This window comes from Halogeometricum pallidum JCM 14848 (assembly GCF_000337095.1).
Classification (GTDB): domain Archaea; phylum Halobacteriota; class Halobacteria; order Halobacteriales; family Haloferacaceae; genus Halogeometricum; species Halogeometricum pallidum.
Genome location: NZ_AOIV01000044.1, coordinates 18,531 through 41,379 on the forward strand (window position 1 = coordinate 18,531; position 22,849 = coordinate 41,379).

Genomic DNA, 22,849 nt, shown 5'->3' on the forward strand with positions numbered 1-22,849 from the left:
CGCGACACGGCGGGGAGGACGGCTCAGAAGGGGAGGAGCGCGCGGAGTTGCCCGAGGATGTTGTTCGACGACGAGCGCCGGTACTCCTCGAAGACGGGGTGGAGTTGGTCGAGCAGTTCCGCCTTGCTGGCGAACCGGGATTGCGGCACCGACTCGAGCGCTTCGCTGAGACGAACCGTCCCGCCGGCGGCGTTGTAGGGGACGGCGACGTCGTCAAGTCGGCGGACGAGTTCGTCGTCCGTCACCGGGTACGACACGTCCGCCTTCGAGAGATCTTCGGCGAGTGCGGCGATGCCGAACTCCAGCGTGTCCGGTTCGTCCCCGCCCTGCGGTGGTGGTCGTGCGGCCATCACCCCTCGGTAGTACGTCGCACGTTGAAAAACCCCCGACTGCGGACGCCGCGGCGTCCGCACCTGTTATCCTTCCGGAGTCCCTCGGACGGGACGACGATGACGGAGTACACCACCGTGTCGATTCCGAAAGACCTCGCCGAACGCGTCGAAACCACCATCGAGGGCACGAGTTTCTCCAGCACGAGCGACCTCGTCCGGTTCCTCCTGCGGAGCATCGTCATCCAGCACCAACGCGAGGGCAAACTCACCGAGGCGCAGTTCGAGGACATCGCCGAGCAACTGGCCGACCTGGGGTATCTCGACCGCTGAGTCGGGTTTCGTTCAGTTCCTCGCCCTCGCTCGGTTCCGTCCGGTACCCGGTCGTTCTCGCCGCGTTCTACCTCGGAACGCTCTCTATCACTCGCTCGCCAGCGACTCGCTCGGCGGGTCGGCGTCGACGATTTCGAGGGAGAGTCGCTTGTGCGAGCGGTCGAACGCCGCCACCGACGACGGCTCCCACGGCGGGACGGCGACGATGACGGCCGCCGCGAAGTCGTCCTCGCGCGTCGGTTCGGCCGGCCCCTGGGGGTGCGAGACGAACCGGGCGCGCCCGCGGCCCGCGGGCGTCCCGAGGTCGACGCCGAACACCGCGCGGACCGACCCGCCGGTCTCCGGCAGGTAAAAGTGCGTCAGAACGGGCGTCTCCGGGTCGAGGTCGACCTCCGCCTCGAACTCCTCGGCGGGCGTCGACGCCAAGACGACGGTGACCCGTTCGGGTTCGGCCTCGGCCGCCATCTCGAGCAGCGCGTCGCGCAACCCGCGCGTGATGTGGACCACGGAGCGTCTACGGCGCCGGATTGTAAAAAGTGACCGAGAGTGGGTCCCGGAGGCGGTTCGGCGCTCGCGCCGGTCAGGACAACATCTCCCTGATCGCTTTGCCGTACACGTTCGGGATGTTCTTCCGCGCCCCGGACAGCGCCGCTCGGAGGGCGGTGCCGGCGTCGTTCAGCACGCCCTCGCCGTGGCCGACGAGGACGCGCTCGGGGTCGTAGCGGCGGAGGGGACGGCGCGGCGGCAGCGGTCGGAGCATCGGGTGGACGCCGAGGCGTTCGTCGGGCGCGCGGAAGTACGGCGCCGTCCCGACGGCCTCGGGGACGAGCAGGGTGCCCGACTCCTCGTGGTGGAACCCGACCTCCTGCCACGGCGGGAGCGAGGAGTCCTTCACCGTGAACGCGTCGAAGCCGGAGTCGCCCAGTCGGCGACCGAACCGTTCCACCGGCGCGTTTATCTCGTCCGCGACGCCGGTCATCCAGTCGGCGACGTATACGGGCGCGTCGTGGCGGTTCGCCACCCGCGCGGCGTCGCGCTTGTGGCGGTCCAGACCCACGACGACGCCCGACACTTCGCCGTACTCCGCGAACAGGTCGTCGAGGTCCGGGGCGTCGACCGGGTCGAACACCCAGACGCCGTCGTCGTCGCCGACGAGTGCGTGACTGGCGCGTTGCATCTGCTCGTTCGGGTACGCGAGCCAACCGACTCCCCCGTCCCACCGGTCTATCGTTCGGTACTCGGCCGTCCCGCGTCCCTTCATCGGCATGGTCGAAACGTCGAACGGCGCCCGGATAAATCCAGTCGCCGACGAGGCGCTCCGGGCCGGACGGTTTTGTCCCCTCCCTCCGTAGGAGGGCCATGCTCACTCGCCTCTGTCGCCTCGGGTTGGAGGTCAAGTACCTCGACGCGGCACGGGAGTTCTACGAGACGCGACTCGGTCTCGTCCCCGTCGAGGAGTCCGACGCGGCCGTCGCTTACGGCGTCGGAGAGACGACAGTCGTTCTCCGGCGGCCGGTGGAGGCCCCCCGCGGCGGCGTCCACACGCATTACGCCTTCTCCACCGCGCGGGACGACTACGAGGACTGGCTGTCGTCGCTGTCGGACCTCGACCCCGCCGAGTTCTCCTTCGGCGCGTCCCGGTCGCTGTACGTCTACGACCCCGACGGCAACTGCGTCGAGATAGGCGGTATCGACGGGGACGCTCCGACGGGCGGGATGGCGAACGAAGCGGACCCCGACCCCCAGTCGGCCGACCGTCCGCTGACCGGCGTCTTCGAGGTGGTACTGGAGGTGACGGACCTCGGCCGCGCCGAGGCGCAGTTCCGCGCCCTCGGGTTCGAGGTGGTCGACAGGGGGGAGAAACGACCGCGGGTGCGACTCGGGGGAGCGGTCGACCTGGAACTGTGGGAACCGCAGTTGGGTATCGCCGACGCCCGCGGCGGCCTGCACGTCGACCTCGCGTTCGAGACGGCCGACCCGGAGGCGGCCGTCGAGGCCGGGGGACCGTGGGCCGACGGCCCGGAAGCGGTCGAGGGAGGACTCCGCGTCCGCGACGCGGACGGACACGTCCTGACGTTCCTCGCGGACTGCTGACCCGGAACCATTCGCGTCGCCCGCGGCGCGCCCGCGTTCAGGCGGAGAGCCGGTTCGTGTCGATGTCGACGCCCGGGGGCGTCACGACGAGGAACTTCCGGAAGTGCATCATCTGTCCGTCCATATCCTTTATCTCGCGGGCGAACCCGGTCGCCAGTTCGTTCAGGTCGCCTTCGACGGCGAGGAACAGGGCGTTTCCGTCCTCGACGGCTTGGATCCACACCTCGGGGTCCGTCTCCCCGTCGAGGACGCCCAGTATCACGTCGCCGGTCAACTCCTCCTCGTCGAGGTGTTCCTCCGCCGAGGAGAGATCGAGGTTGAAGTCGCTCATACCCGCTCACAACGCGGAGGGAGACGAAAAGGGTTCGGTGCGCGTCCGCCGTCGGTCGGTCCCGGTCGGACGGTCGAAGTCGGTCAGGCGACGGACGGTCGAACGGGGGGTGCTCGGACGCCGTCCGGTCCGGGACCGCTCGACAGATGCTGACGCGGTGCCGTCCGCTCCGACTCGCGCTTTGACTCGGACTCGCGCCCCGACTCCGACTCACCTCTCGCCCGTGACTGCGCCGCCCCGAACGGTTCACGTTCGTCCAATCGACGGCGCGCGCGAGCCGCCGAAACTATTCATTCTGAATTTGGCGGCCGAAACTAACTTTCGCGGGGGGTGAGTGGCCGAATCTGCTCCCTCGTCGATATAAGGGGATATGTACACCTTCCATCCTACTGAACCCGTTTACGTCGTGCGGTTTCGCCGTTCGGGCGGCGATGCGTCGGGGGAACGCGTGCCGTTCGTGACAGGGTCACAGGGAAACGGTTTTATACTCTTCCGGGTCTTCCTCGTGATACGATGTCTCAACGACACACGGAGGACACTTCGTCGGGCTCCCCGGCGGGTCGAGTTCTTCCAGGGCACGTTAGCCCACATTACTGAATCAGAGATAGACGGTGTACGGATTTTCGACACGACGCTGCGCGACGGCGAGCAGTCGCCACGCACCTCGTTCAGTTACGAGGAGAAGCGCGATATCGCGGCGACGCTGGACGAGATGGGGACGCACGTCATCGAGGCGGGCTTCCCGGTCAACTCGGACGCGGAGTTCGAGGCCGTCAGCGACATCGCCGCCGCCACGGACACGGACGTCTGTGGGTTGGCACGCGTCGTCGACAAGGACGTGGAGGCCGCCCTCGACGCGGGGGTGGAGTTGGTCCACGTCTTCGTCAGCACCAGCGACGTACAGCTGGCCGATTCGATGCACGCCTCCAAGGAGGAGGCCGTCGACCGCGCGGTGGAGTGCGTCGAACGAGTGAAAGAGGCGGGCGTCGAGGTCATGTTCTCGCCGATGGACGCCACCCGGACGGACGTGGGCTTCCTCGGAGAGATACTGTCGGCCGTCGACGACGCCGGCGTCGACTGGGTGAACATCCCGGACACGTGCGGCGTCGCGACGCCGACGCGCTTTGCGAGCCTCATCCGCGAGGTGCGAGAGCACACCGACGCGCACATCGACGTGCACGCCCACGACGACTTCGGACTGGCCACCGCGAACGCCATGGCGGGCTTCGAGGCGGGCGCCGCGCAGGCGCAGGTGTCGGTCAACGGCATCGGCGAACGCGCCGGCAACGCCGCCTACGAGGAAGTCGTCATGTCCGCGGAGTCGCTGTACGACGTTGACACAGGAATCGACACGAAGCGCATCACCGAACTCTCCCGTCTCGTCGAGGAGGCCAGCGACATCGCGACGCCGGCGAACAAGCCGGTGGTCGGGCGCAACGCCTTCAGCCACGAGAGCGGTATCCACGCCGCGGGCGTCATCGAGAACTCCGACACGTTCGAGCCGGGCGTGATGACCCCCGAGATGGTCGGCGCCCAACGCGAGTTCGTCCTCGGCAAGCACACCGGCGCTCACTCCGTCCGCAAGCGACTGGAGGAGGCCGGGTTCGTGCCGGACGACGACGAGGTCCGCGCGGTGACCCGCAAGGTCAAGGACTTCGGCGCGGAGAAAGAGCGCATCACCGACGACGTGCTCACCCGCTTCGCCGGCGAAATTGGCGTCGACCACGAGGACGACGAGAACGAGGAGGTCCGGGCCTGATGCCCCGCGCCCCGTTCGCTCACGACGGTGAGCCGCGGGTGCGCACCCCGCGGCGTCGTAGCCGCAATCGTTGCGCGCCGCGAAACGTTCATTACGTTCCGAGGAAATCGACCGAACAGGATGCGACGACAGACGCGCGAGCGGCCGCCCGCCTCCCCGGACGCGGAGTCGGGACGCCGCGCGGACGACGTGGTCGCGATTCGGTCGCTCGGTATCGTAGGGGCCGCCTAGCCCCTCATACCCCTCTCCTCACGACTATCGACGCTTCGCCCGGCGGACGCCCGCCGAGAGATTCCACCACCCAGACGCCGAGCACCCACACGATGGAGTTCAACGACCGTACACGCGACCGACGACCGCATCGACCGATGACCAGACCACACGGAGGTGAGCGATGAGCGAACCCGTGCCGCCGACGAGCGAAGACGACGAGGCCGACGGTGCGGCCGAGGAGTCGACCGAAACCGGGACCGGCCCGACGCCGGTGACGACGGGCGCCTCCTCGGTCATCCGCGCCCTGGAGAACGCCGGCGTCGAAGCCGCTTTCGGCGTGCAGGGCGGGGCCATCATGCCCATCTACGACGCCCTGTACGACTCGGACATCCGGCACGTCACGATGGCGCACGAGCAGGGCGCCGCCCACGCCGCGGATGCGTTCGGCGTCGTCCGGAACGAACCGGGCGTCTGCCTCGCCACCTCGGGGCCGGGGGCGACGAACCTCGTCACGGGCATCGCCGACGCCAACATGGACTCCGACGGCGTCCTCGCGCTGACCGGACAGGTGCCCTCGGGGATGGTCGGTTCCGACGCGTTCCAGGAGACGGACACCATCGGCGTCACGACGCCCATCACGAAGCACAACTACTTCGCGGACGACTCCGACTCCGTCGGCGACACCGTCGGCGAGGCGTTCGCCCTCGCCCGCGAGGGCCGCCCCGGTCCGACGCTCGTCGACCTGCCGAAGGACGTGACGCTGGGCGAGACGGACCGAGAACCCGGCCCGGCGAAGACGCCGAAGACGACGACGCCGAAGACGGTGCCCGACGACGACGCCGTCGCCGCGGCGGCCCGCGCCGTCGAGGACGCCGAGCGACCGCTCCTGCTCCTCGGCGGCGGGGTCATCAAGGCCGACGCCGCCGAGGAGGCCCGCGCGTTCGCTCGAAACCACGGTATCCCGGTGGTCACGACGATGCCCGGCATCGGCTCGTTCCCCGAGGATGACGACCTCTGTCTCTCGTGGGCGGGGATGCACGGCACCGGCTACGCCAACATGGCCGTCACGCACACGGACGTGCTGATAGCGGTCGGGACGCGGTTCGACGACCGCCTGACCGGCGGTATCGACTCGTTCGCCCCCGAGGCCGAAGTCGTCCACATCGACATCGACCCCGCGGAGATATCGAAGAACATCCACGCCGACTACCCGGTCATCGGCGACGCGGGGACGGCGCTCGACGCGCTTTCGAGCGAAGTCGCCGCCGACCCCGACACCGAGGAGTGGCGCGAGCAGTGTCTGACGTGGAAGGAGGAGTATCCGATGGACTACGCGACGCCCGAAGACGAACCACTGAAGCCGCAGTTCGTCGTCGAGTGTCTCGACGAGGCCACCTCCGACCGCGCCGTCGTCACCTCCGGCGTCGGCCAACACCAGATGTGGGCCGCGCAGTACTGGACGTTCACCGAACCGCGGACGTGGGTGTCCTCGCACGGCCTCGGCACGATGGGCTACGGGCTCCCCTCGGCCATCGGCGCCCGCCTCGCCGCCGAGGACGACCAGGAGGTCGTCTGCGTCGACGGCGATGGCTCGTTCCTGATGACGATTCAGGAACTGTCCGTCGCGGTCCGCGAGGAGTTGGACATCACCGTCGCGGTGCTGAACAACGAGTACATCGGCATGGTGCGCCAGTGGCAGGACGCCTTCTTCGAGGGGCGACACATGGCCGCGGAGTACAACTGGTGTCCGGAGTTCGACAAACTGGCCGAAGCGTTCGGCGCGCGCGGGTGGCGCGTCGACGACTACGACGAAGTCGCAGACGCCGTCGAGGAGGCCCTCGCGTACGACGGGCCTTCGGTCGTCGACTTCCACATCGACCCGCGGGAGAACGTCTACCCCATGGTCGCCTCGGGCGGCGCGAACGGCAAGTTCGCCCTGACGGAGGATCAGCTATGAGTTCGGACGACTCACCGTCGACAGACGCGGACGAGGAGATTCCGAAACACGGCCTGCAGGGGCCACACCCCGACGAACGGCCGCATCCGACGGGACGGCGCAACTCGCAGGGTATCCGCATCGACCCGGCGGTCGAGGCGGAACACCACCCGCGGCGGGCCGTCATCTCCGCGCTGGTCGAGGACGAACCCGGCGTGCTCTCGCGCGTCTCGGGACTCGTCTCCCGGCGGCAGTTCAACATCGAGAGCCTGACGGTCGGTCCGACCACCGTCGACGGCCACTCGCGGCTCACGATGGTCGTCGAGGAACCCGACCCCGGCATCGACCAGATAGAAAAACAGCTCGCGAAGCTCAAGCCCGTCATCGCCGTCGGCGAACTCGACGATGACATGGTCCGGACCGAGTTGGTCCTCCTAAAGGTGGAGGGCGACGAACCGGACAAGGTCCACGCCGTCACGGATATGTACGAGGGCAAGACGCTCGACGCCGGCCCGCGGACCATCACGGTCCAACTGACCGGCGACGAACAGAAGATAGACGACGCCGTCGACGCGTTCCGGCAGTTCGGCATCATCGAGATAGCTCGGACGGGCCAGACCGCGCTGGCGCGCGGCGACCAGGCGACAGTGCCCGGAGAGGAACCCGGAACCTCCGGCGAACCGACGACACCAGCTAACTACGATGACTGACGACGAACTCAACACCGACGTATACTACGACGACGACGCGGACCGCTCGAAGATAGACGACAAGACGGTAGCCGTCATCGGCTACGGCAGTCAGGGCCACGCCCACGCGCAGAACCTCGCCGACAGCGGGGTTGACGTGGTCGTCGGCCTGCGCGAGAGTTCCTCCTCGCGCGCCGCCGCAGAGGACGACGGCCTCCGCGTGGAGACGCCCGCAGACGCCGCCTCGGAGGGAGACATCGTCTCCATCCTCGTCCCCGACACCGTCCAACCGGCGGTGTTCGAGGACATCCGCGACGAACTCGACGAGGGCGACACGCTCCAGTTCGCCCACGGGTTCAACATCCACTACAACCAGATTCGCCCGCCCGAGCACGTCGACGTGACGATGGTCGCGCCGAAGTCACCGGGCCACCTCGTCCGCCGTAACTACGAGGACGACCAGGGCACGCCGGGCCTCATCGCCATCTACCAGGACGAAACCGGCGACGCGAAGGCGGAGGCGTTGGCGTACTCGCACGCCATCGGCTGCACCCGAGCCGGTGTCATCGAGACGACGTTCCAGGAGGAAGTCGAGACGGACCTGTTCGGCGAACAGGTCGTCCTCTGCGGGGGCGTCACCTCGCTGGTGAAGCAGGGCTACGAGACGCTCGTCGACGCGGGCTACTCCCCGGAGATGGCCTACTTCGAGTGTCTGAACGAACTGAAGCTCATCGTCGACCTGATGTACGAGGGCGGACTCGGCGAGATGTGGAACTCCGTCTCCGACACCGCCGAGTACGGCGGCCTGACGCGCGGTGACCGCGTGGTCGACGAGCACGCCCGCGAGAACATGGAGGAGATTCTCGAAGAGGTCCAGGACGGCACGTTCGCCCGCGAGTGGATCGCGGAGAACCAGGCGGGTCGGCCCTCCTACACGCAACTGAAGGACCGCGAGGAGAACCACCACGTCGAACAGGTCGGCGCTCCCCTGCGGGACCTGTTCGCGTGGGCCGACGACGAGGAAGAAGAGGAGGCCGCCGAGGCGCCGGCGGACGACTGAGCGGGAGACGCGACCGAGGAGACACCATGACAGACACAGACGAGAACGAAGACACGATGGCGACCGTCAGCCACACCCACCCGCACACGGACGAGACGTTCGGCGGCGTCTACCGACGCGGCCCGGCCGTCGCGGACGGGGGCGAGGTGGAGGCGCGCGCGGAGAACGAGATGGACATGGACACCGTCGACCACACCCCGCGCGAGGGCGACGGCGCCGAGGGGGTATGGACCCGCGGGTCCGGTGATGTAGATGAGTGAGGGAACGCTGTACGACAAGGTGTGGGACGAGCACGCGGTGACGACGCTGCCGACGGGACAGACGCAACTGTTCGTCGGTCTGCACCTCATCCACGAGGTAACGAGTCCGCAGGCGTTCGGGATGCTGCGCGAACGCGACATGGAGGTCGCGTTCCCCGACCGGACGCACGCGACGGTCGACCACATCGTCCCGACGGCGGACCAGTCGCGGCCGTACGCCGACGACGCCGCCGAAGAGATGATGAGCGAGTTGGAGGAGAACGTCCGCGCGGCGGGCATCGACTTCTCCGACCCGACGACGGGCGATCAGGGTATCGTCCACGTCATCGGGCCCGAGCAGGGACTCACCCAACCCGGCATGACCATCGTCTGCGGCGACAGCCACACCTCGACGCACGGCGCGTTCGGCGCCCTCGCGTTCGGTATCGGCACCTCGCAGATCCGCGACGTGCTCGCGACCGGCTGTATCGCGATGGAGAAACAGAAGGTCCGAAAGATAGAGGTCACGGGCGAACTCGGCGACGGCGTCGAGGCGAAGGACGTCATCCTGGAGATAATCCGCAGACTCGGCACCGACGGCGGCGTCGGCTACGTTTACGAGTACGCGGGCGAGGCCATCGAGAGCCTCGGGATGGAGGGTCGGATGTCCATCTGCAACATGTCCATCGAGGGCGGCGCCCGTGCTGGCTACGTCAACCCCGACGAGACCACCTACGAGTGGTTAGCCGAGACGGACGCCTTCCGCGACGACCCCGAGAAGTTCGAGCGGCTGAAGCCGTACTGGGAGTCCGTCCGCTCCGACGAGGACGCCGAGTACGACGACGTGGTCACCATCGACGGCAACGAACTCGAACCCGTCGTCACGTGGGGAACCACCCCCGGACAGGGCGTCGGCATCACCCAACCCATCCCGGCGCCGGAGGACCTCCCGGAGGACAAACGGGACACCGCGCGCCGCGCGCAGGAGCACATGCGCGTGACGCCCGGCGAGACGATGCAGGGCTACCCCATCGACGTCGCGTTCCTCGGGTCGTGCACGAACGCGCGCCTCGCGGACCTGCGCCGTGCGGCCCGCCTCGTGAAGGGCCGGAAGGTGCACGAGGACGTCCGCGCGATGGTCGTCCCCGGCAGTCAGCGCGTCCAGCGGGCCGCCGAGGAGGAGGGGCTGAAGGATATCTTCGAGGAAGCCGGCTTCGAGTGGCGTAACGCCGGCTGTTCGATGTGCCTCGGGATGAACGAGGACCAACTGCAGGGCGACGAGGCCTGCGCGTCCTCGTCGAACCGCAACTTCGTCGGCCGGCAGGGCTCGAAGGACGGCCGCACCGTCCTGATGAACCCGCGGATGGTCGTCGCCGCGGCCATCAACGGCGAAGTGACTGACGTGCGCGAGATGAAGGAGGTGAACGTCGCATGACCGCGAGTACGGACGAAATTCCGGAGGTCGACTACGTCTCCGGGACGGGTATCCCCATCCGCGGCAACGACATCGACACCGACCAGATCATCCCGGCGCGGTTCATGAAGGTGGTCACGTTCGACGGCCTCGGACAGTTCGCCTTCTTCGACCTGCGATTCGACGACGACGACGAACCGAAAGAGCACCCGATGAACGAGGACCGCTTCAAGGAGTCCTCGGTGATGGTCGTCAACGCCAACTTCGGCTGCGGGTCCTCGCGCGAGCACGCCCCGCAGGCGCTCATGCGCTGGGGCATCGACGCCATCGTCGGCGAGTCGTTCGCCGAAATCTTCGCGGGCAACTGCCTCGCCCTGGGCATCCCGACAGTCACCGCCGACCACGAGACCATCTCCGAACTGCAGGAGTGGGTCGAGGAGAACCCCCACGGCGAGATAGACGTGGACGTGGAGGCGGAGACGGTCACCTACGGCGGGACGACGGTCGACGTGACCGTCGACGACGCTCAGCGGAAGGCCCTCGTCGACGGCGTCTGGGACACCACGGCGCTGATGAAGTCGAACGCGGGCGCCGTCCGAGAGAAGGCCGACTCCCTGCCGTACATCGCCAGCGATGACTGAGGAGATAGTCGTCGTCGAGGGCGACGGCATCGGGAAGGAAGTCGTCCCCGCGGCCGTGTCGGTTCTCGACGCGGTCGGCGACTTCGAGTTCGTCCGCCACGACGCGGGCGACGCGGTGAAAGAGGAGACGGGCGAGGCCCTGCCGCGGGAGACGTACGACGCCGTCGCCGAGGCGGACGCGACGCTGTTCGGCGCGGCGGGCGAGACGGCCGCGGACGTCATCCTCCCCCTCCGCACGGCGGTGGAGTCGTTCGTGAACGTGCGTCCGGCGAAGGCCTACCCCGGCGTGGAGGCGCTTCGACCGGACACCGATATCGTCTTCCTCCGAGAGAACACCGAGGGGGTCTACTCGGGGCACGAGGACCGCCTCTCCGAGGACCTCTCGACGCTGACGCGCGTCGTCACCACCTCGGCCTCGGAGCGACTCGCGGAGTTCGCCTGCGACTACGCGCCCGAGGGGTTCCACGTCGCGCACAAGGCGAACGTGATGCGCGAGACGGACGGGCGGTTCCGCGACGCCGTCACCGGCGTCGCCGACGAACGCGGCGTCGACACCGAAGAGGTGCTGATGGACGCGTTCGCCACGCACGTCTGTTTGGACCCGGGACAGTTCGACGTGGTCGTCTGCCCGAACCTCGCGGGCGACGTGTTGTCGGACCTCGCCGCCGGCCTCGTCGGCGGCCTCGGTCTGCTCCCGTCGGCGAACATCGGGTCCGACAACGCCCTCTTCGAACCCGTTCACGGGACGGCGCCGGACATCGCGGGCGAGGGCGTCGCCAACCCGTCGGCGACGATTCTCTCGGCGGCGATGCTGTTGGACCACCTCGGCTACGACGAGGAGGGGACGGCCGTCCGCGAGGCCGTTGAGTCGACGCTGGCGGACGGGCCGCGCACGCCCGACCTCGGCGGCGACGCGTCGACCGAGGACGTGACCGAAGCGATCATCGGCAAACTCGACTGAACGCGGCCCCGACGGCCGCGGTTTCTCCGTTATCCGACGGTGCGCAGCGTCGCGTCCGGCGACCGTCTGTGCGTTCGTACCCGAATGCGCCGGAAAACGTGCAGGCCCGAACGATTCTCGAACACAAACAATTAACAACGGACAGGCGCTACGTTCGGATACGACTGACGCCCATGTTACCCGCAGAGCGAAAAAGACGAATCGTGGAACTCGTCTCGGCAGACGACGGACGGTCCGTCGAGGGCTTGGCCGAGGAACTCGGCTACTCGAAGGCCACCATCCGTCGTGACCTCCGGGAACTGGAGGACCGCGGACTCGTCGAACGATCACACGGCGGCGCGGTGCCGGTCACCACCGTCGGGAAGGAGCAGACGTACGGGCAGAAGGAAGTGCAGAACCTCGACGGCAAACGGGCCATCGCCGCCCGCGCCGTCGAGGAGATAACCGACGGACAGGTCGTCTTCTTCGACGCCGGTACGACCACGATGGAGGTGGCGAAACAGGCGCCGAAGGACGGGTCGATGCTGGCCGTCACGAACTCCCCTCGCCTCGCCGTCGAACTCGGCAAGGAGGACAACGACGTGAAACTCACCGGCGGGACGCTCCGCAGTCGGACGCGGGCGCTCGTCGGACCGACCGCGGAGTCGTTCATGGAACGGACGAACTTCGACCTCCTGTTCCTCGGGACGAACGCCATCGACCCGGACGGGGGACTGACGACGCCGAACGAGGACGAGGCGCGGATGAAACAGCTGATGGCCGAGAAGGCGACGCGCGTCGTCCTCGTCGCCGACACCACGAAGGTGGGCAAGCGCTCGTTCGTGAAGTTCGCCGACGTGAGCGACGTGGACGTGTTCGTCACCGACGACCAACTCCCCGCCCGGGAGCGACGGGCGTTCGAGAACGAGGGCGTCACCGTCGTGGAGGTGTCGGAGTGAGCGACGACGTGCTCACGGTCACGATGAACCCCGCCGTCGACCACACGGTGACGGTGGAGGAACCGCTCCGGACCGGCGCCGTCGCGCGGACGGACGACGCGAAGTTCGACGCCGGCGGGAAGGGAATCAACGTCTCGAAGTACCTCACGGCGTTAGACGTGGACGCGCCCGCGACGGGCTTTCTCGGCGGACCGTTCGGCCGGATGATACGCGACCGACTGGACGCGGACGGGGTCCCGAACGACTTCGTCGGTATCGGTGACCGAACGCGACTGAACACGACCGTTCTCGGTCCCGAAGGCGAGTACAAAATAAACCACAACGGACCGACCGTCGATGAGGGAGAAGTGTCGGACCTCGTCGACCGCGTCCGCGAACGCGACCCGGACCGACTCGTCGTCGCCGGAAGCCTCCCGAAAGGCGTCACTACCGACGCCGTGGACGAACTCGCCGCGGCGGGCGACTGGGAGACGGCGGTCGACACGGGCGGTACGTCGCTGACCGAACTCGACGCCGCCTACCTCGTCTGCAAGCCGAACCGCGAGGAACTCGCCGTCGCCACCGAGATGCCCGTCGAGACGACGGCCGACTGCGCCGCCGCGGCGCAGTCGCTCCGAGCGCGCGGTTTCCGTTTCGTCGTCGCTTCGCTCGGTCCGGACGGCGCCCTCTTGGCCGCGGAGTCGGGAACCTACCACGCGCCCGCGGTCTCGGTCGACGTCGTCGACACCGTCGGCGCGGGCGACGCGTTGCTCTCGGGGTTCCTCGCCGCCCTCGCGCGCGGTGAGGACGAACGGACGGCGCTGAAGACGGGCATCATCGTCGCTTCCCGCGTCGTCGGCGCCTCGGGGACGAGCGTTCCCGACTTCGACGCCGTCTTCGACGAACGGGGGGACGTGACCGTCTCTGTGGTCAGTCCCTAATGTTCGTTGTCGCGGGTTACGTGTCGGGAACGAACAGAGACGATCAAATCCGAAAGGGTTTTTGAAGACATTTAGTAACTATCGTTAGGGAGCAAACATGGCAAACACAGAGTCAGCGGAGAAGGCGTACCGTGCTCACTTGACGAAGGTCAAGGAGGACGTGATGACCGGCGTATCGTACATGATACCGTTCGTGACCATCGGCGGTATCTTCCTGGCGCTCGGGTACGCGGTGGCGAGTTTCTCGGGCACCGGCGTCCAACAGGTGTTCGACGCGACGGGGACTCCGGGATGGTTCCTCGCGCAGATAGGCGTGGCGGGTCTCACCATCATGGTGCCCATCCTCGGGGCGTACATCGCGTACGCCATCGCGGACCGACCGGGGCTCGCACCGGGCTTTCTCCTGTCGTACATCATCCAGGATGGGGCCCTCCTGCAGGCAGCCGGTGACGTCATCGGCCTCCAAGGCGGTCAGGCCGGGGCCGGCTACCTCGGCGCGCTCGTGGCGGGTCTCATCGCGGGGTACGTCGCGCGCTGGGTGAAGAACTGGAGCGTTCCGGGCTTCGTCCAGCCGATGATGCCGGTGCTCATCGTGCCGGTGGTGACGATGGCGATTCTCTCGCCCGTCATGATCTTCGTGCTGGGCGTTCCGGTCGCCATCGCGAACGGCGCGCTGACCGCGGCGCTGGGGGGGCTGCAGGGCGGGCAGTCCGTCGTCGTCGGCGCCGTCCTCGGCGGGATGATGGCCGTCGACATGGGCGGTCCGGTGAACAAGGTGTCGTACGTGTTCGCGACCGGTCTCATCGCCGAGGGCATCACCGCCCCGATGGCCGCGGTCATGATCGGCGGGATGGTCCCGCCCATCGGCCTCGCCATCTCGAACTTCATCGCGCCACACAAGTACGCCGCGGAGATGTACGAGAACGCAAAGTCGGGTATCATCCTCGGCCTCTCGTTCATCACGGAGGGGGCCATCCCCTACGCCTCCGCGGACCCCATCCGCGTCGTCCCGTCGGCCATCGTCGGGAGCGCGGTCGGCGGCGCGATAGCGATGATGATGAACGTCACGATGCCCGCCCCGCACGGCGGCATCTTCGTCGTCCCCCTGTCGAACAAGCCGCTGATGTTCCTCGCGGCGCTGCTCATCGGGTCGCTGGCGACGGCCGTCATCGCGACGGTCGTCAAGCCCGACTTCGACGAACGCGTCGGTAACACCGAGGGCGAGACGACGACCGCGACCTCGGACTGACCACCCCGCACGACCCACAACGCAACTACCTTACTCCCTCCGTTCCCATATTCGCACGAAAATGCTCGAAGATGACATCGACCGGCTGATGCCGACGGCGCACATCTCGCTAAACGAACCGCCCGCCGAGAAGAAACTCGCCATCGAGTTCCTCTTGGACCTCATCGTGGAGAACGGCCGCGTGACCGAGCGAGAGACCGTGCTCGCGGACCTCCGGGAGCGAGAGAAGGAGGCGACGACGGGCGTCGGCATGGGAATCGGCATCCCCCACGCCAAGACGAAGGCAGTCGAGGCTCCCTCCGTCGCGTTCGCGCGCTCCTCGGAAGGCATCGACTTCGACGCGATGGACGACAAGCCCGCGAACCTGCTGTTCATGATTCTCGTCCCCGAGGAGGGCGGCGAGGAGCACCTGCAGATTCTCAGTTCGCTCTCGCGCGCCCTCATGCACGAGGACGTCCGGGAGAAGCTGCTGGAGGCCGAGGACGCGGAGACGGTACAAGAGACGGTTCGGGAGGCGGTGAACTGATGCCCGAACGCGTCGTCACCGTCGTCCCCGAGGACGGCCTGCACGCCCGCCCCGCCTCCGTCTTCGTCGAGACGGCCAACGAGTACGACTCGGAGGTCAAAGTCGGCCCCGAGGACGGCGACCTGGTGAACGCCGCGAGCATGCTGTCTGTCACCGGTCTCGGCGTCTCCGGCGGCGAGAAGGTGCGCATCTCCGCCGAGGGCGACGACGCCGAGGAGGCGCTCGACGCCCTCGAAGAGGTGCTCTCGACACCGGAGGACGAACTGTAGTCGATGACAGAACGACGATTCGAGGGCATCGGCGTCACGCCCCTCTCGGGGGTCGGCACCGTCGTCTGGTACGCACCCGACGCGGAACTGGACGACCCGCCGGAACCCGACGAGGTGGACGCCGATGCGGAGACGGCGCGGTTCGAGGAGGCGCGCGAGTCGGCGCGCGAGGAACTGAAGGCCGAGCGAGAGCGGACCGCCGAACGCGTCGGCGAGGACGAGGCGGCGGTGTTCGATGCGCACGTCCAGTTCCTCGACGACCCGCAGATCACCGACGGTGTGAGCGAGCAGATTTCGGACGGACTGCCCGCCGAGCACGCCGTCCAGCGGACGTTCGACCGCTTCGTCGAGCAGTTCGAGGGCATGGAGGGCCGGATGGCCGAACGCGCCGACGACCTGCGCGACGTACGCGATAGACTCGTCCGCGTCCTCTCCGGCGGCGAGCGCGTGAACCTCGCCGAACTGGCGGAGGGCAGCGTCGTCTTCGCCGAGCGACTGACGCCGAGCGACACGGCGCAGTTGGACCCCGAACGCGTCGCCGGGTTCGTCACCGTCACCGGCGGTCGAACGTCGCACGCGGCCATCTTCGCGCGGTCGCTCGCGCTCCCGGCCGTCGTCGGCGTCGGCGAGGAACTGAACGAGGTTGAGGACGGCGCGGAGGTCGTCGTCGACGGCACCGACGGCGAGGTCATCGTCGACCCCGCCGAGGAGACGAAACAGGCCGCGGCCGACGAGGAGGAGGTCGAGATTCGCTCGGAACCAGTCTCCACCGCCGACGGCGTCGAGATAGAGGTGGCGGGCAACGTCGGCACGGCGGCCGACCTCGGCCCCGCCGCCGACCGCGGCGCCGACGGCATCGGCCTCTTTCGGACGGAGTTCCTCTTTCTCGACCGGCAGTCGCCGCCGGACGAGGAGGAGCAGTACGAGACGTACCTCGAGGCGCTCGAAGCGTTCCCCGACGGGCGCGTCGTCGTCCGAACGCTCGACGTGGGCGGCGACAAGCCCATCGACTACCTCGACCTGCCGGACGAGGAGAACCCGTTCCTCGGCGAACGCGGCATCCGACGGTCGCTCGGCCCCGACGCCGACCTGTTCGAGACGCAACTCCGCGCGCTGCTCCGCGCGGCGGGGAGCGACTCCGGCGGCAACCTCGCCGTGATGCTCCCCCTCGTCTCCACCGTCGAGGAGGTCCGCGACGCCCGCGAGACGCTCGACTCGGTCGCCGAGGACCTCGAATCGGAGGGCGCGGAGTACGCCGTCCCCGAGTTCGGCGTGATGGTCGAGACGCCCGCCGCGGCGTTCATGGCCCCGGACTTGGCCTCCGAGGTGGAGTTCTTCAGCATCGGGACGAACGACCTCGCACAGTACGTCATGGCCGCCGAACGGGGCAACGAACACGTCGCCGAACTCGGCGACTACACCCAGCCCGCGGTGCTCCGCGCCGTCCGCGCGACGGTCGAGGCCGCAGAGGGGACGGACGTCTGGGTCGGCATGTGCGGCGAGATGGCCGGCGACCCCGACCTGACCGAACTCCTCCTCGGCCTCGGCCTCGACGAACTCAGCATGAGCGCCGTGACCGTCCCGCAGGTGAAGCAGGCCGTGACCGAGACGGACACCGAAGACGCCCGAAAACTGGCCGAGAAGGCGCTCTCGGCCGGCACGAAGGCTGAAGTACGACGAGTGCTAACAGAGAACACACAATCATGAAGCTAGTCGCAGTCACCGCGTGCCCGACGGGCATCGCGCACAGTCAGATGGCCGCAGAGAATCTTGAACAGACGGCGGAGCGCCTGGGCCACGACATCAAAGTCGAGGTGCAGGGCGCGATGGGCGCGCAGAACGAACTCACCGCCGACGACATCGCCGAGGCGGACGTCGTCATCATCGCCGCCGACACGGCGGTCACCCGGGACCGCTTCGAGGGGAAGAACCTCGTGAAGGGGACGGTCAAAGACGGCGTCAACGACGCCGAGGGTCTCATCGAGAAGGCCGAGGACCTCGTCGAAACCGAGGGCGCCGAACAGATCGACCTCTCCGCCGGCGAGTCGGCGTCGGGTTCGACGGCGACGGAGTCCGACACCGCGGAGGCAACGACGGAGTCGCCGACGGCCGGCGCCGACGCGCAGGGACAACAGCGCCGCGGCGGCGACCGAGAGAAGGGCCTCTTCCAGCGACTGAAGCGACTGTTCTCCTGAGACCCGCGCCGTTTCCGACCCGCGTTTTTCGCAGGGACGAACTCACTTCTGCACGAGTAACCGCCTCTCCCGACAAAATTCGATCAGAAACGTACACACCGCGGCCACTGTTCTCGCGATGAAAGAACCGATTAACGCGGATTCGAGTAGCTATCTCGCACGTTCCGCAATCCGCGGATGGGGAGCCGAAACCGAACAGGAACGAAAGCGCTCCGCATACGTTATAGTCCCCGCACGTGAACGCCGAAACAGGTGACCAACAGTGCCTTTCTACGGCGGTAGCGAACTCGAGAAGGTGTACGACGACGCGCTGGACGAGGGATTCGGTCTCATCGCCTCGAACATCGCCGAACCGAACATCATGATGGGATTGATAGAGGGGGCCGCCCGGGAGGACTCGGACCTCCTGATGCAGTTGTCGGGCGGCGCCGCGACCTTCGCCGGGCACGAGGACGACGTCTCGGGCCTGAAGGCGATGGGCAACTACATCGAGAACATCGCCGACCAGTACGACATCGGCGTGTTCCTCAACATGGACCACCAGTCGGACATGGAGTTCATCGAGGCGCAGATGGACCTCGAAATTCCCTCCTCCATCATGATCGACGCCTCGCACGAACCGTTCGAGGAGAACGTCGCCACGAGCAAGGAAGTCGTCGAGATGAAAGAGGAGAAGGGCGCCGACGTGCTCATCGAGGCCGAACTCGGCCAGATAAAGGGCGTCGAGGACGAGGTGGAGTCCGAGGAGGCGTTCTACACCGACCCCGAGCAGGCCGTCGAGTTCGTCGACCGGACGGGCTGTGACCTCCTCGCTATCTCCGTCGGCACACAACACGGCGTGGCGAAGGGCAAGGACCTCGAACTCCGCCCCGACCTGGCGGGCGACATCCGAGAGGCGCTCCGCGACCACGGCCTCGACACGCCGCTCGTCCTGCACGGTTCCTCGGGCGTTCAGCCCGACCAACTGCAGGCGATGCTCCAGCACGGCATCTGCAAGGTGAACAAGGACACGCGCTACCAGTACGAGTACACGCGGACCGCGTTCGACCACTACCGCGAGGACCCCGAGGCCATCGTCCCGCCGGAGGACGTCGACGACGACCGGGACACCTTTTTCAACGAGACGGAGTGGTCGCCGAACAAGGACGTCTTCGACCCCCGCGTCGTCGGTCGGAAGATACGCGACCGCATCGCCGACGTGCACGCGGACCTGACGCACGTCTCCGGCAGCGCTGGCAACAGTCGGTACCTCTAACCGTCCGAACCGCCTTCGAGAACTCTTCTTTCGCCCGACGGGGGCGCCCGGGCGTTTAAGTCGTTCCGTGTTCATTCGCCGTATATGCCTCAGATCCACCTCGACGAGGAGACGGTCGAGCGACTCGACTCCCTGCGCGTCGAAGACGAGGACTACGACGAGATAGTCACCGAACTCATTAACATCTACGAGGCGCAGGAGATGACGCTGTTCCACGGCGGCGACGAGATCTGATTTCCCGGTTCTCCGCTTCTCGATTCGGAGCCTCTCTCTTTACTCCTGATAGGCGAGTCTGACCTGTTTCCACTTCCCCTTCGACTCCAGGTGTCGCTGTAGTTCATCGGCGTACTCCTGGACGAGTCGCTCGGCCGCCTCTTGTCGCTCGGCGTCGGCACCGCCGCCGCCGAAGCCGAGTGCGCCCTTGATGGAGTCGAACAGACCGCCGGAGGAGGCCGTCCCCGAGTCGCTCGGTGCGCCGCCCATCTGAGCCATCTGCGAACGGACGTTCTTCAGTTCGGGCATGATCTGCGGGAGTTTCTCCGTGTCGGCGACGATGCGGGCGCGTTCGGGGTCGTCGGCGTGCTCGATTTCGAACTCCGTCGCCGTCATGATGAGTCCCCACTCCTGACTGGAAAACTCCGAGGCGGCGATGCGTTCGTTGAACTCCCGGTCGACCGTCATCCGGTCCCCGACGATGCTGTCGGTCCAGTTAGCCATGGATTGGCGTATGTATAGGAGGCGTTTCAGCGTTTCCCCCCGCAGGAATCGCCGTACGGACACTCTTTTTGCCCCCGTAGCTCCCGGTAGTCGTATGGAACAGTACGACCTCCTCTACCGGCTGTACGAGGACTCGGAGGCGGAGACGCTCAGGGAGTTGCAGAACTTCGTCGACCTGTTCCCGCCGGTCGATTCGCGCATCGCCCTGGACTACTGGCAGGACGCCAGCGACGAACTCGAAGCGCGGAAAGACGAGATTCGTTCCTCGTTCGCCGCGGGGAAGACGTACGCAGAGATAGCTGCGCGGGCGACGCGCGACCAGACGTTCACCGCGCTCGATTTGCACTCGAAGTACGGCCGCGCGGTGAACGCCTTGGTTCTCGACGTCGACGAGACGCTCCGCTCGGCGGGGCGAACGGACAACGAGATTCCGCGCGACACGCTACACCTCCTGACGGAGTTCCACGAGGCGGGCGTCCCCATCGTCATCTGCACCGGGCAGACGCTAGAGAACGTGAAGGGATTCACCATCCAAGGGCTCGGCAACGAACTCGTCCATTCCGGAACCGTGAGCATCGTCTACGAGGCGGGGACCGGCGTGTTCACACCGGGGCACGGGTCGACGACCAAGCAGTTGCTGTACGAGGAGTTAGACGAAGCGGTCCGCGAGGTGTTCTCGGAGGTTCGCTCCCGCGTCCTCCCGCAGGCGCCCGACGACCTGCGCGAGTCGGTCCACCTGCAGGGCAACGAGTTCAACATCACCCTCAAGCCGAACTTCGACATCGGGAGCGACCCCGCCGCCGAGGTCATCGACCGAGGACTCGTCTACCTCGTCGACCTCCTCGGGGGAGCGGTCGCCGCCGCCGTCGAGGGCGTCGACGTCGACGACGGGGAGGAGTGGTCTCGGGCGTACTACGCCGCCGCCGACCCCGAAGTCGCGGACGTCCTCGCCGCCGAGGGCGCCGCACCCGAAAGCGAGGCCGACGACGTGCCCGACGAGGTTTCGGCCCTGTTCGACCGCATCGACGTGGCGTACTACCACGCCGACGCCGCTGAAATCGGCTCGTTGGAACTGAACAAGCCGAACGGCGTCCGCGCCGCCCTCGACGTCTTGGACGTGACGGACCCGTTCGTGCTCGTAATGGGCGACAGCAAGTCTGACCTGCGCGTGATGGAGTGGGCCGACGAGGCCGACGCCGGCATCGCCGCCGCGCCCGAACACGCCTCCGAGGACGTGTTAGCGCACGTCCGCGACACGGACGAACTGGTGTACGACCGCGGCGACGCGGCGTCGATGCTCCGAATCGCGTACGTCCTCAACCTCCTCGACGAGCGCTGACGCAGCCCTTTCGACTCCTCGACCCGAGCGCCTCCGAAACACGTCACGAACCACTTTTGCCGCGGGGAGTCGAACCCTCGAATCGGACGTTCCGGCGGCGGACGCCCCGGAGTGCAAAGGTTTACAACTTATCGAGTAAACGACAAACCATGAAGGACTACTCACAGCTACACGACCCGAATGCGGAGTACACGATGCGAGAGCTCTCGGCCGACACGATGCAGGTCACGGCCGAGCGCGGGGGCGGCCGCGATGTGAAGATAACGGACGTACAGACGACGATGATAGACGGGAACTTCCCGTGGACGCTCGTCCGCATCTACACCGACGCCGGTATCGTCGGCACCGGCGAAGCCTACTGGGGCGCGGGCGTTCCGGAACTCATCCAGCGGATGCGACCGTTCCTCATCGGCGAGAACCCCCTCGACATCGACCGCCTGTTCGAACATCTCATCCAGAAGATGTCCGGCGAAGGCTCCGTCGAGGGCATCACCGTCACGGCCATCTCCGGCATCGACGTGGCGCTGCACGACCTCGCGGGCAAGATTCTCGAAGTCCCCGCCTACCAACTGCTCGGCGGGAAGTACCGCGACAAGGTGCGCGTCTACTGCGACTGCCACACCGCCGACGAGGCGGACCCGCAGGCCTGCGCGGACGAGGCCGAACGCGTCGTCGACGAACTCGGCTACGACGCGCTGAAGTTCGACCTCGACGTGCCCTCCGGACTGGAGAAGGACCGCGCGAACCGCCATCTCCGACCCGGAGAGATCCGACACAAAGTCGACATCGTCGAGGCCGTCACGGAACGCGTGAAGGACCGCGCGGACGTCGCCTTCGACTGCCACTGGACGTTCTCGGGCGGGTCGGCAAAGCGCCTCGCGAAGGCGCTCGAAGAGTACGACATCTGGTGGCTCGAAGACCCCGTGCCGCCGGAGAACCTCGACGTGCAGGAGGAGGTCACGAAGTCCACGACGACGCCCATCACCGTCGGGGAGAACCGCTACCGCGTCACCGAGGAGCGTCGCCTCATCGAGAACCAGGCCGTCGACATCATCGCGCCCGACCTGCCGAAGGTCGGCGGCATGCGCGAGACGCGGAAGATAGCGGACGTGGCGAACCAGTACTACGTCCCCGTGGCGATGCACAACGTCTCCTCGCCCGTCGCGACGATGGCCTCCGCGCACGTCGGCACCTCCATCCCGAACGCGCTGGCCGTCGAGTACCACTCCTACGAACTCGGCTGGTGGGAGGACCTCGTCGAGGAGACGGTCATCGAGGACGGCTACATCGAGATTCCCGAGAAGCCGGGCCTCGGCGTGACGCTCGACATGGACACCGTCGAGGAGCACATGGTCGACGGCGAAGAGTTGTTCGACGAAGCGTAAGCCGGACTGCCGGCTCGAACGTCTTTTTTGCGGACAGGCGGCGCAGTTCGCTCCCGA

At 67.2% G+C, this 22,849-nt stretch carries 26 protein-coding genes; 21 read left to right on the top strand and 5 right to left on the bottom strand.

All coding sequences use genetic code 11. The features are described 5' to 3' along the window. Positions 1–23: 23 nt before the first annotated feature. Positions 24–350, bottom strand: a complete 327-nt coding sequence (locus C474_RS19210) for a DUF5789 family protein (RefSeq protein ID WP_008389795.1) — start codon at positions 348–350, stop codon at positions 24–26. A gap of 99 nt (positions 351–449) precedes the next feature. On the opposite strand from C474_RS19210, the gene C474_RS19215 reads away from it, so the two are divergent. Beyond that, a complete protein-coding gene (locus tag C474_RS19215) occupies positions 450–662 on the top strand; it encodes a ribbon-helix-helix domain-containing protein (RefSeq protein WP_008389796.1) in 213 nt (70 codons plus the stop codon). Between the two features lie 87 nt (positions 663–749). On the opposite strand, the gene C474_RS19220 is transcribed toward C474_RS19215, so the two are convergent. Beyond that, positions 750–1,169 (bottom strand): hypothetical protein, encoded by a 420-nt coding sequence (locus C474_RS19220; RefSeq protein WP_008389797.1) that lies wholly within the window; start codon positions 1,167–1,169, stop codon positions 750–752. A 73-nt stretch (positions 1,170–1,242) separates the two neighbouring features. Beyond that, entirely contained in the window at positions 1,243–1,929 is a 687-nt protein-coding gene (locus C474_RS19225; protein ID WP_008389798.1) for a DUF4336 domain-containing protein, read from the bottom strand. A gap of 92 nt (positions 1,930–2,021) precedes the next feature. On the opposite strand from C474_RS19225, the gene C474_RS19230 reads away from it, so the two are divergent. Then, the gene (locus C474_RS19230; protein ID WP_008389799.1) at positions 2,022–2,756 is read left to right on the top strand and encodes a VOC family protein; all 735 of its coding nucleotides are present in this window, start codon (positions 2,022–2,024) and stop codon (positions 2,754–2,756) included. Positions 2,757–2,793: 37 nt separating this feature from the next. Here C474_RS19230 and C474_RS19235 read toward each other — a convergent pair whose 3' ends face one another. After that, entirely contained in the window at positions 2,794–3,087 is a 294-nt protein-coding gene (locus C474_RS19235; RefSeq protein ID WP_008389800.1) for a DUF5779 family protein, read from the bottom strand. Between the two features lie 370 nt (positions 3,088–3,457). On the opposite strand from C474_RS19235, the gene C474_RS19240 reads away from it, so the two are divergent. The 17 genes from C474_RS19240 (at position 3,458) to C474_RS22750 (ending at position 19,585) form a co-directional block, all read left to right on the top strand. Further along, positions 3,458–4,846 carry a LeuA family protein gene (locus tag C474_RS19240; RefSeq protein WP_008389801.1) on the top strand — a complete coding sequence of 463 codons (1,389 nt, stop codon included), beginning with the start codon at positions 3,458–3,460 and terminating at the stop codon, positions 4,844–4,846. A gap of 394 nt (positions 4,847–5,240) precedes the next feature. Then, positions 5,241–7,016: a biosynthetic-type acetolactate synthase large subunit gene (ilvB, locus tag C474_RS19245; protein ID WP_008389802.1), complete on the top strand. Its 1,776-nt coding sequence runs from the start codon at positions 5,241–5,243 to the stop codon at positions 7,014–7,016. Continuing rightward, entirely contained in the window at positions 7,013–7,705 is a 693-nt protein-coding gene (gene ilvN / locus C474_RS19250) for an acetolactate synthase small subunit (RefSeq protein ID WP_008389803.1), read from the top strand. Before ilvB ends, ilvN begins: the two co-directional genes overlap by 4 nt. Then, complete coding sequence (gene ilvC, locus C474_RS19255; protein WP_008389804.1) at positions 7,698–8,744, top strand: ketol-acid reductoisomerase; 1,047 nt, start codon at positions 7,698–7,700, stop codon at positions 8,742–8,744. Before ilvN ends, ilvC begins: the two co-directional genes overlap by 8 nt. Before the next feature lie 26 nt (positions 8,745–8,770). Next, positions 8,771–9,004 (top strand): hypothetical protein, encoded by a 234-nt coding sequence (locus C474_RS19260; RefSeq protein ID WP_008389806.1) that lies wholly within the window; start codon positions 8,771–8,773, stop codon positions 9,002–9,004. Continuing rightward, complete coding sequence (gene leuC / locus C474_RS19265) at positions 8,997–10,418, top strand: 3-isopropylmalate dehydratase large subunit (protein ID WP_008389807.1); 1,422 nt, start codon at positions 8,997–8,999, stop codon at positions 10,416–10,418. The genes C474_RS19260 and leuC overlap by 8 nt, the downstream gene beginning before the upstream one ends. Next, entirely contained in the window at positions 10,415–11,038 is a 624-nt protein-coding gene (gene leuD, locus C474_RS19270; protein ID WP_008389809.1) for a 3-isopropylmalate dehydratase small subunit, read from the top strand. Before leuC ends, leuD begins: the two co-directional genes overlap by 4 nt. Continuing rightward, positions 11,031–11,999, top strand: coding sequence for a 3-isopropylmalate dehydrogenase (leuB, locus tag C474_RS19275; RefSeq protein ID WP_008389811.1), 969 nt, complete (start codon positions 11,031–11,033; stop codon positions 11,997–11,999). Before leuD ends, leuB begins: the two co-directional genes overlap by 8 nt. 173 nt (positions 12,000–12,172) lie before the next feature. Further along, complete coding sequence (glpR, locus tag C474_RS19280; protein WP_049917198.1) at positions 12,173–12,937, top strand: HTH-type transcriptional regulator GlpR; 765 nt, start codon at positions 12,173–12,175, stop codon at positions 12,935–12,937. After that, complete coding sequence (gene pfkB, locus C474_RS19285; protein WP_008389816.1) at positions 12,934–13,857, top strand: 1-phosphofructokinase; 924 nt, start codon at positions 12,934–12,936, stop codon at positions 13,855–13,857. The genes glpR and pfkB overlap by 4 nt, the downstream gene beginning before the upstream one ends. Before the next feature lie 97 nt (positions 13,858–13,954). Next, positions 13,955–15,106 (top strand): PTS fructose transporter subunit IIC, encoded by a 1,152-nt coding sequence (locus C474_RS19290; RefSeq protein ID WP_049917199.1) that lies wholly within the window; start codon positions 13,955–13,957, stop codon positions 15,104–15,106. A 61-nt stretch (positions 15,107–15,167) separates the two neighbouring features. After that, positions 15,168–15,632 (top strand): PTS sugar transporter subunit IIA, encoded by a 465-nt coding sequence (locus C474_RS19295; RefSeq protein ID WP_008389819.1) that lies wholly within the window; start codon positions 15,168–15,170, stop codon positions 15,630–15,632. Continuing rightward, positions 15,632–15,901, top strand: a complete 270-nt coding sequence (gene ptsH1, locus C474_RS19300; protein WP_008389822.1) for a phosphocarrier protein HPr — start codon at positions 15,632–15,634, stop codon at positions 15,899–15,901. Before C474_RS19295 ends, ptsH1 begins: the two co-directional genes overlap by 1 nt. Before the next feature lie 3 nt (positions 15,902–15,904). Continuing rightward, a complete protein-coding gene (gene ptsP / locus C474_RS19305) occupies positions 15,905–17,608 on the top strand; it encodes a phosphoenolpyruvate--protein phosphotransferase (RefSeq protein WP_008389824.1) in 1,704 nt (567 codons plus the stop codon). After that, entirely contained in the window at positions 17,605–18,096 is a 492-nt protein-coding gene (locus tag C474_RS19310; RefSeq protein ID WP_049917200.1) for a PTS fructose transporter subunit IIB, read from the top strand. The genes ptsP and C474_RS19310 overlap by 4 nt, the downstream gene beginning before the upstream one ends. Before the next feature lie 262 nt (positions 18,097–18,358). Next, positions 18,359–19,351, top strand: a complete 993-nt coding sequence (gene fba, locus C474_RS19315) for a class II fructose-bisphosphate aldolase (protein WP_008389826.1) — start codon at positions 18,359–18,361, stop codon at positions 19,349–19,351. Positions 19,352–19,435: 84 nt separating this feature from the next. After that, positions 19,436–19,585: a DUF7557 family protein gene (locus C474_RS22750; RefSeq protein WP_008389827.1), complete on the top strand. Its 150-nt coding sequence runs from the start codon at positions 19,436–19,438 to the stop codon at positions 19,583–19,585. Between the two features lie 39 nt (positions 19,586–19,624). Here the strand turns inward: C474_RS22750 and C474_RS19320 are convergent, their stop codons facing one another. Continuing rightward, positions 19,625–20,068 (bottom strand): DUF5799 family protein, encoded by a 444-nt coding sequence (locus C474_RS19320; protein ID WP_008389828.1) that lies wholly within the window; start codon positions 20,066–20,068, stop codon positions 19,625–19,627. A gap of 94 nt (positions 20,069–20,162) precedes the next feature. On the opposite strand from C474_RS19320, the gene C474_RS19325 reads away from it, so the two are divergent. Then, complete coding sequence (locus tag C474_RS19325) at positions 20,163–21,407, top strand: HAD family hydrolase (RefSeq protein ID WP_008389829.1); 1,245 nt, start codon at positions 20,163–20,165, stop codon at positions 21,405–21,407. Positions 21,408–21,556: 149 nt separating this feature from the next. Then, positions 21,557–22,792 (top strand): mandelate racemase/muconate lactonizing enzyme family protein, encoded by a 1,236-nt coding sequence (locus C474_RS19330; RefSeq protein ID WP_008389830.1) that lies wholly within the window; start codon positions 21,557–21,559, stop codon positions 22,790–22,792. The last annotated feature ends 57 nt before the right edge of the window (positions 22,793–22,849 follow it).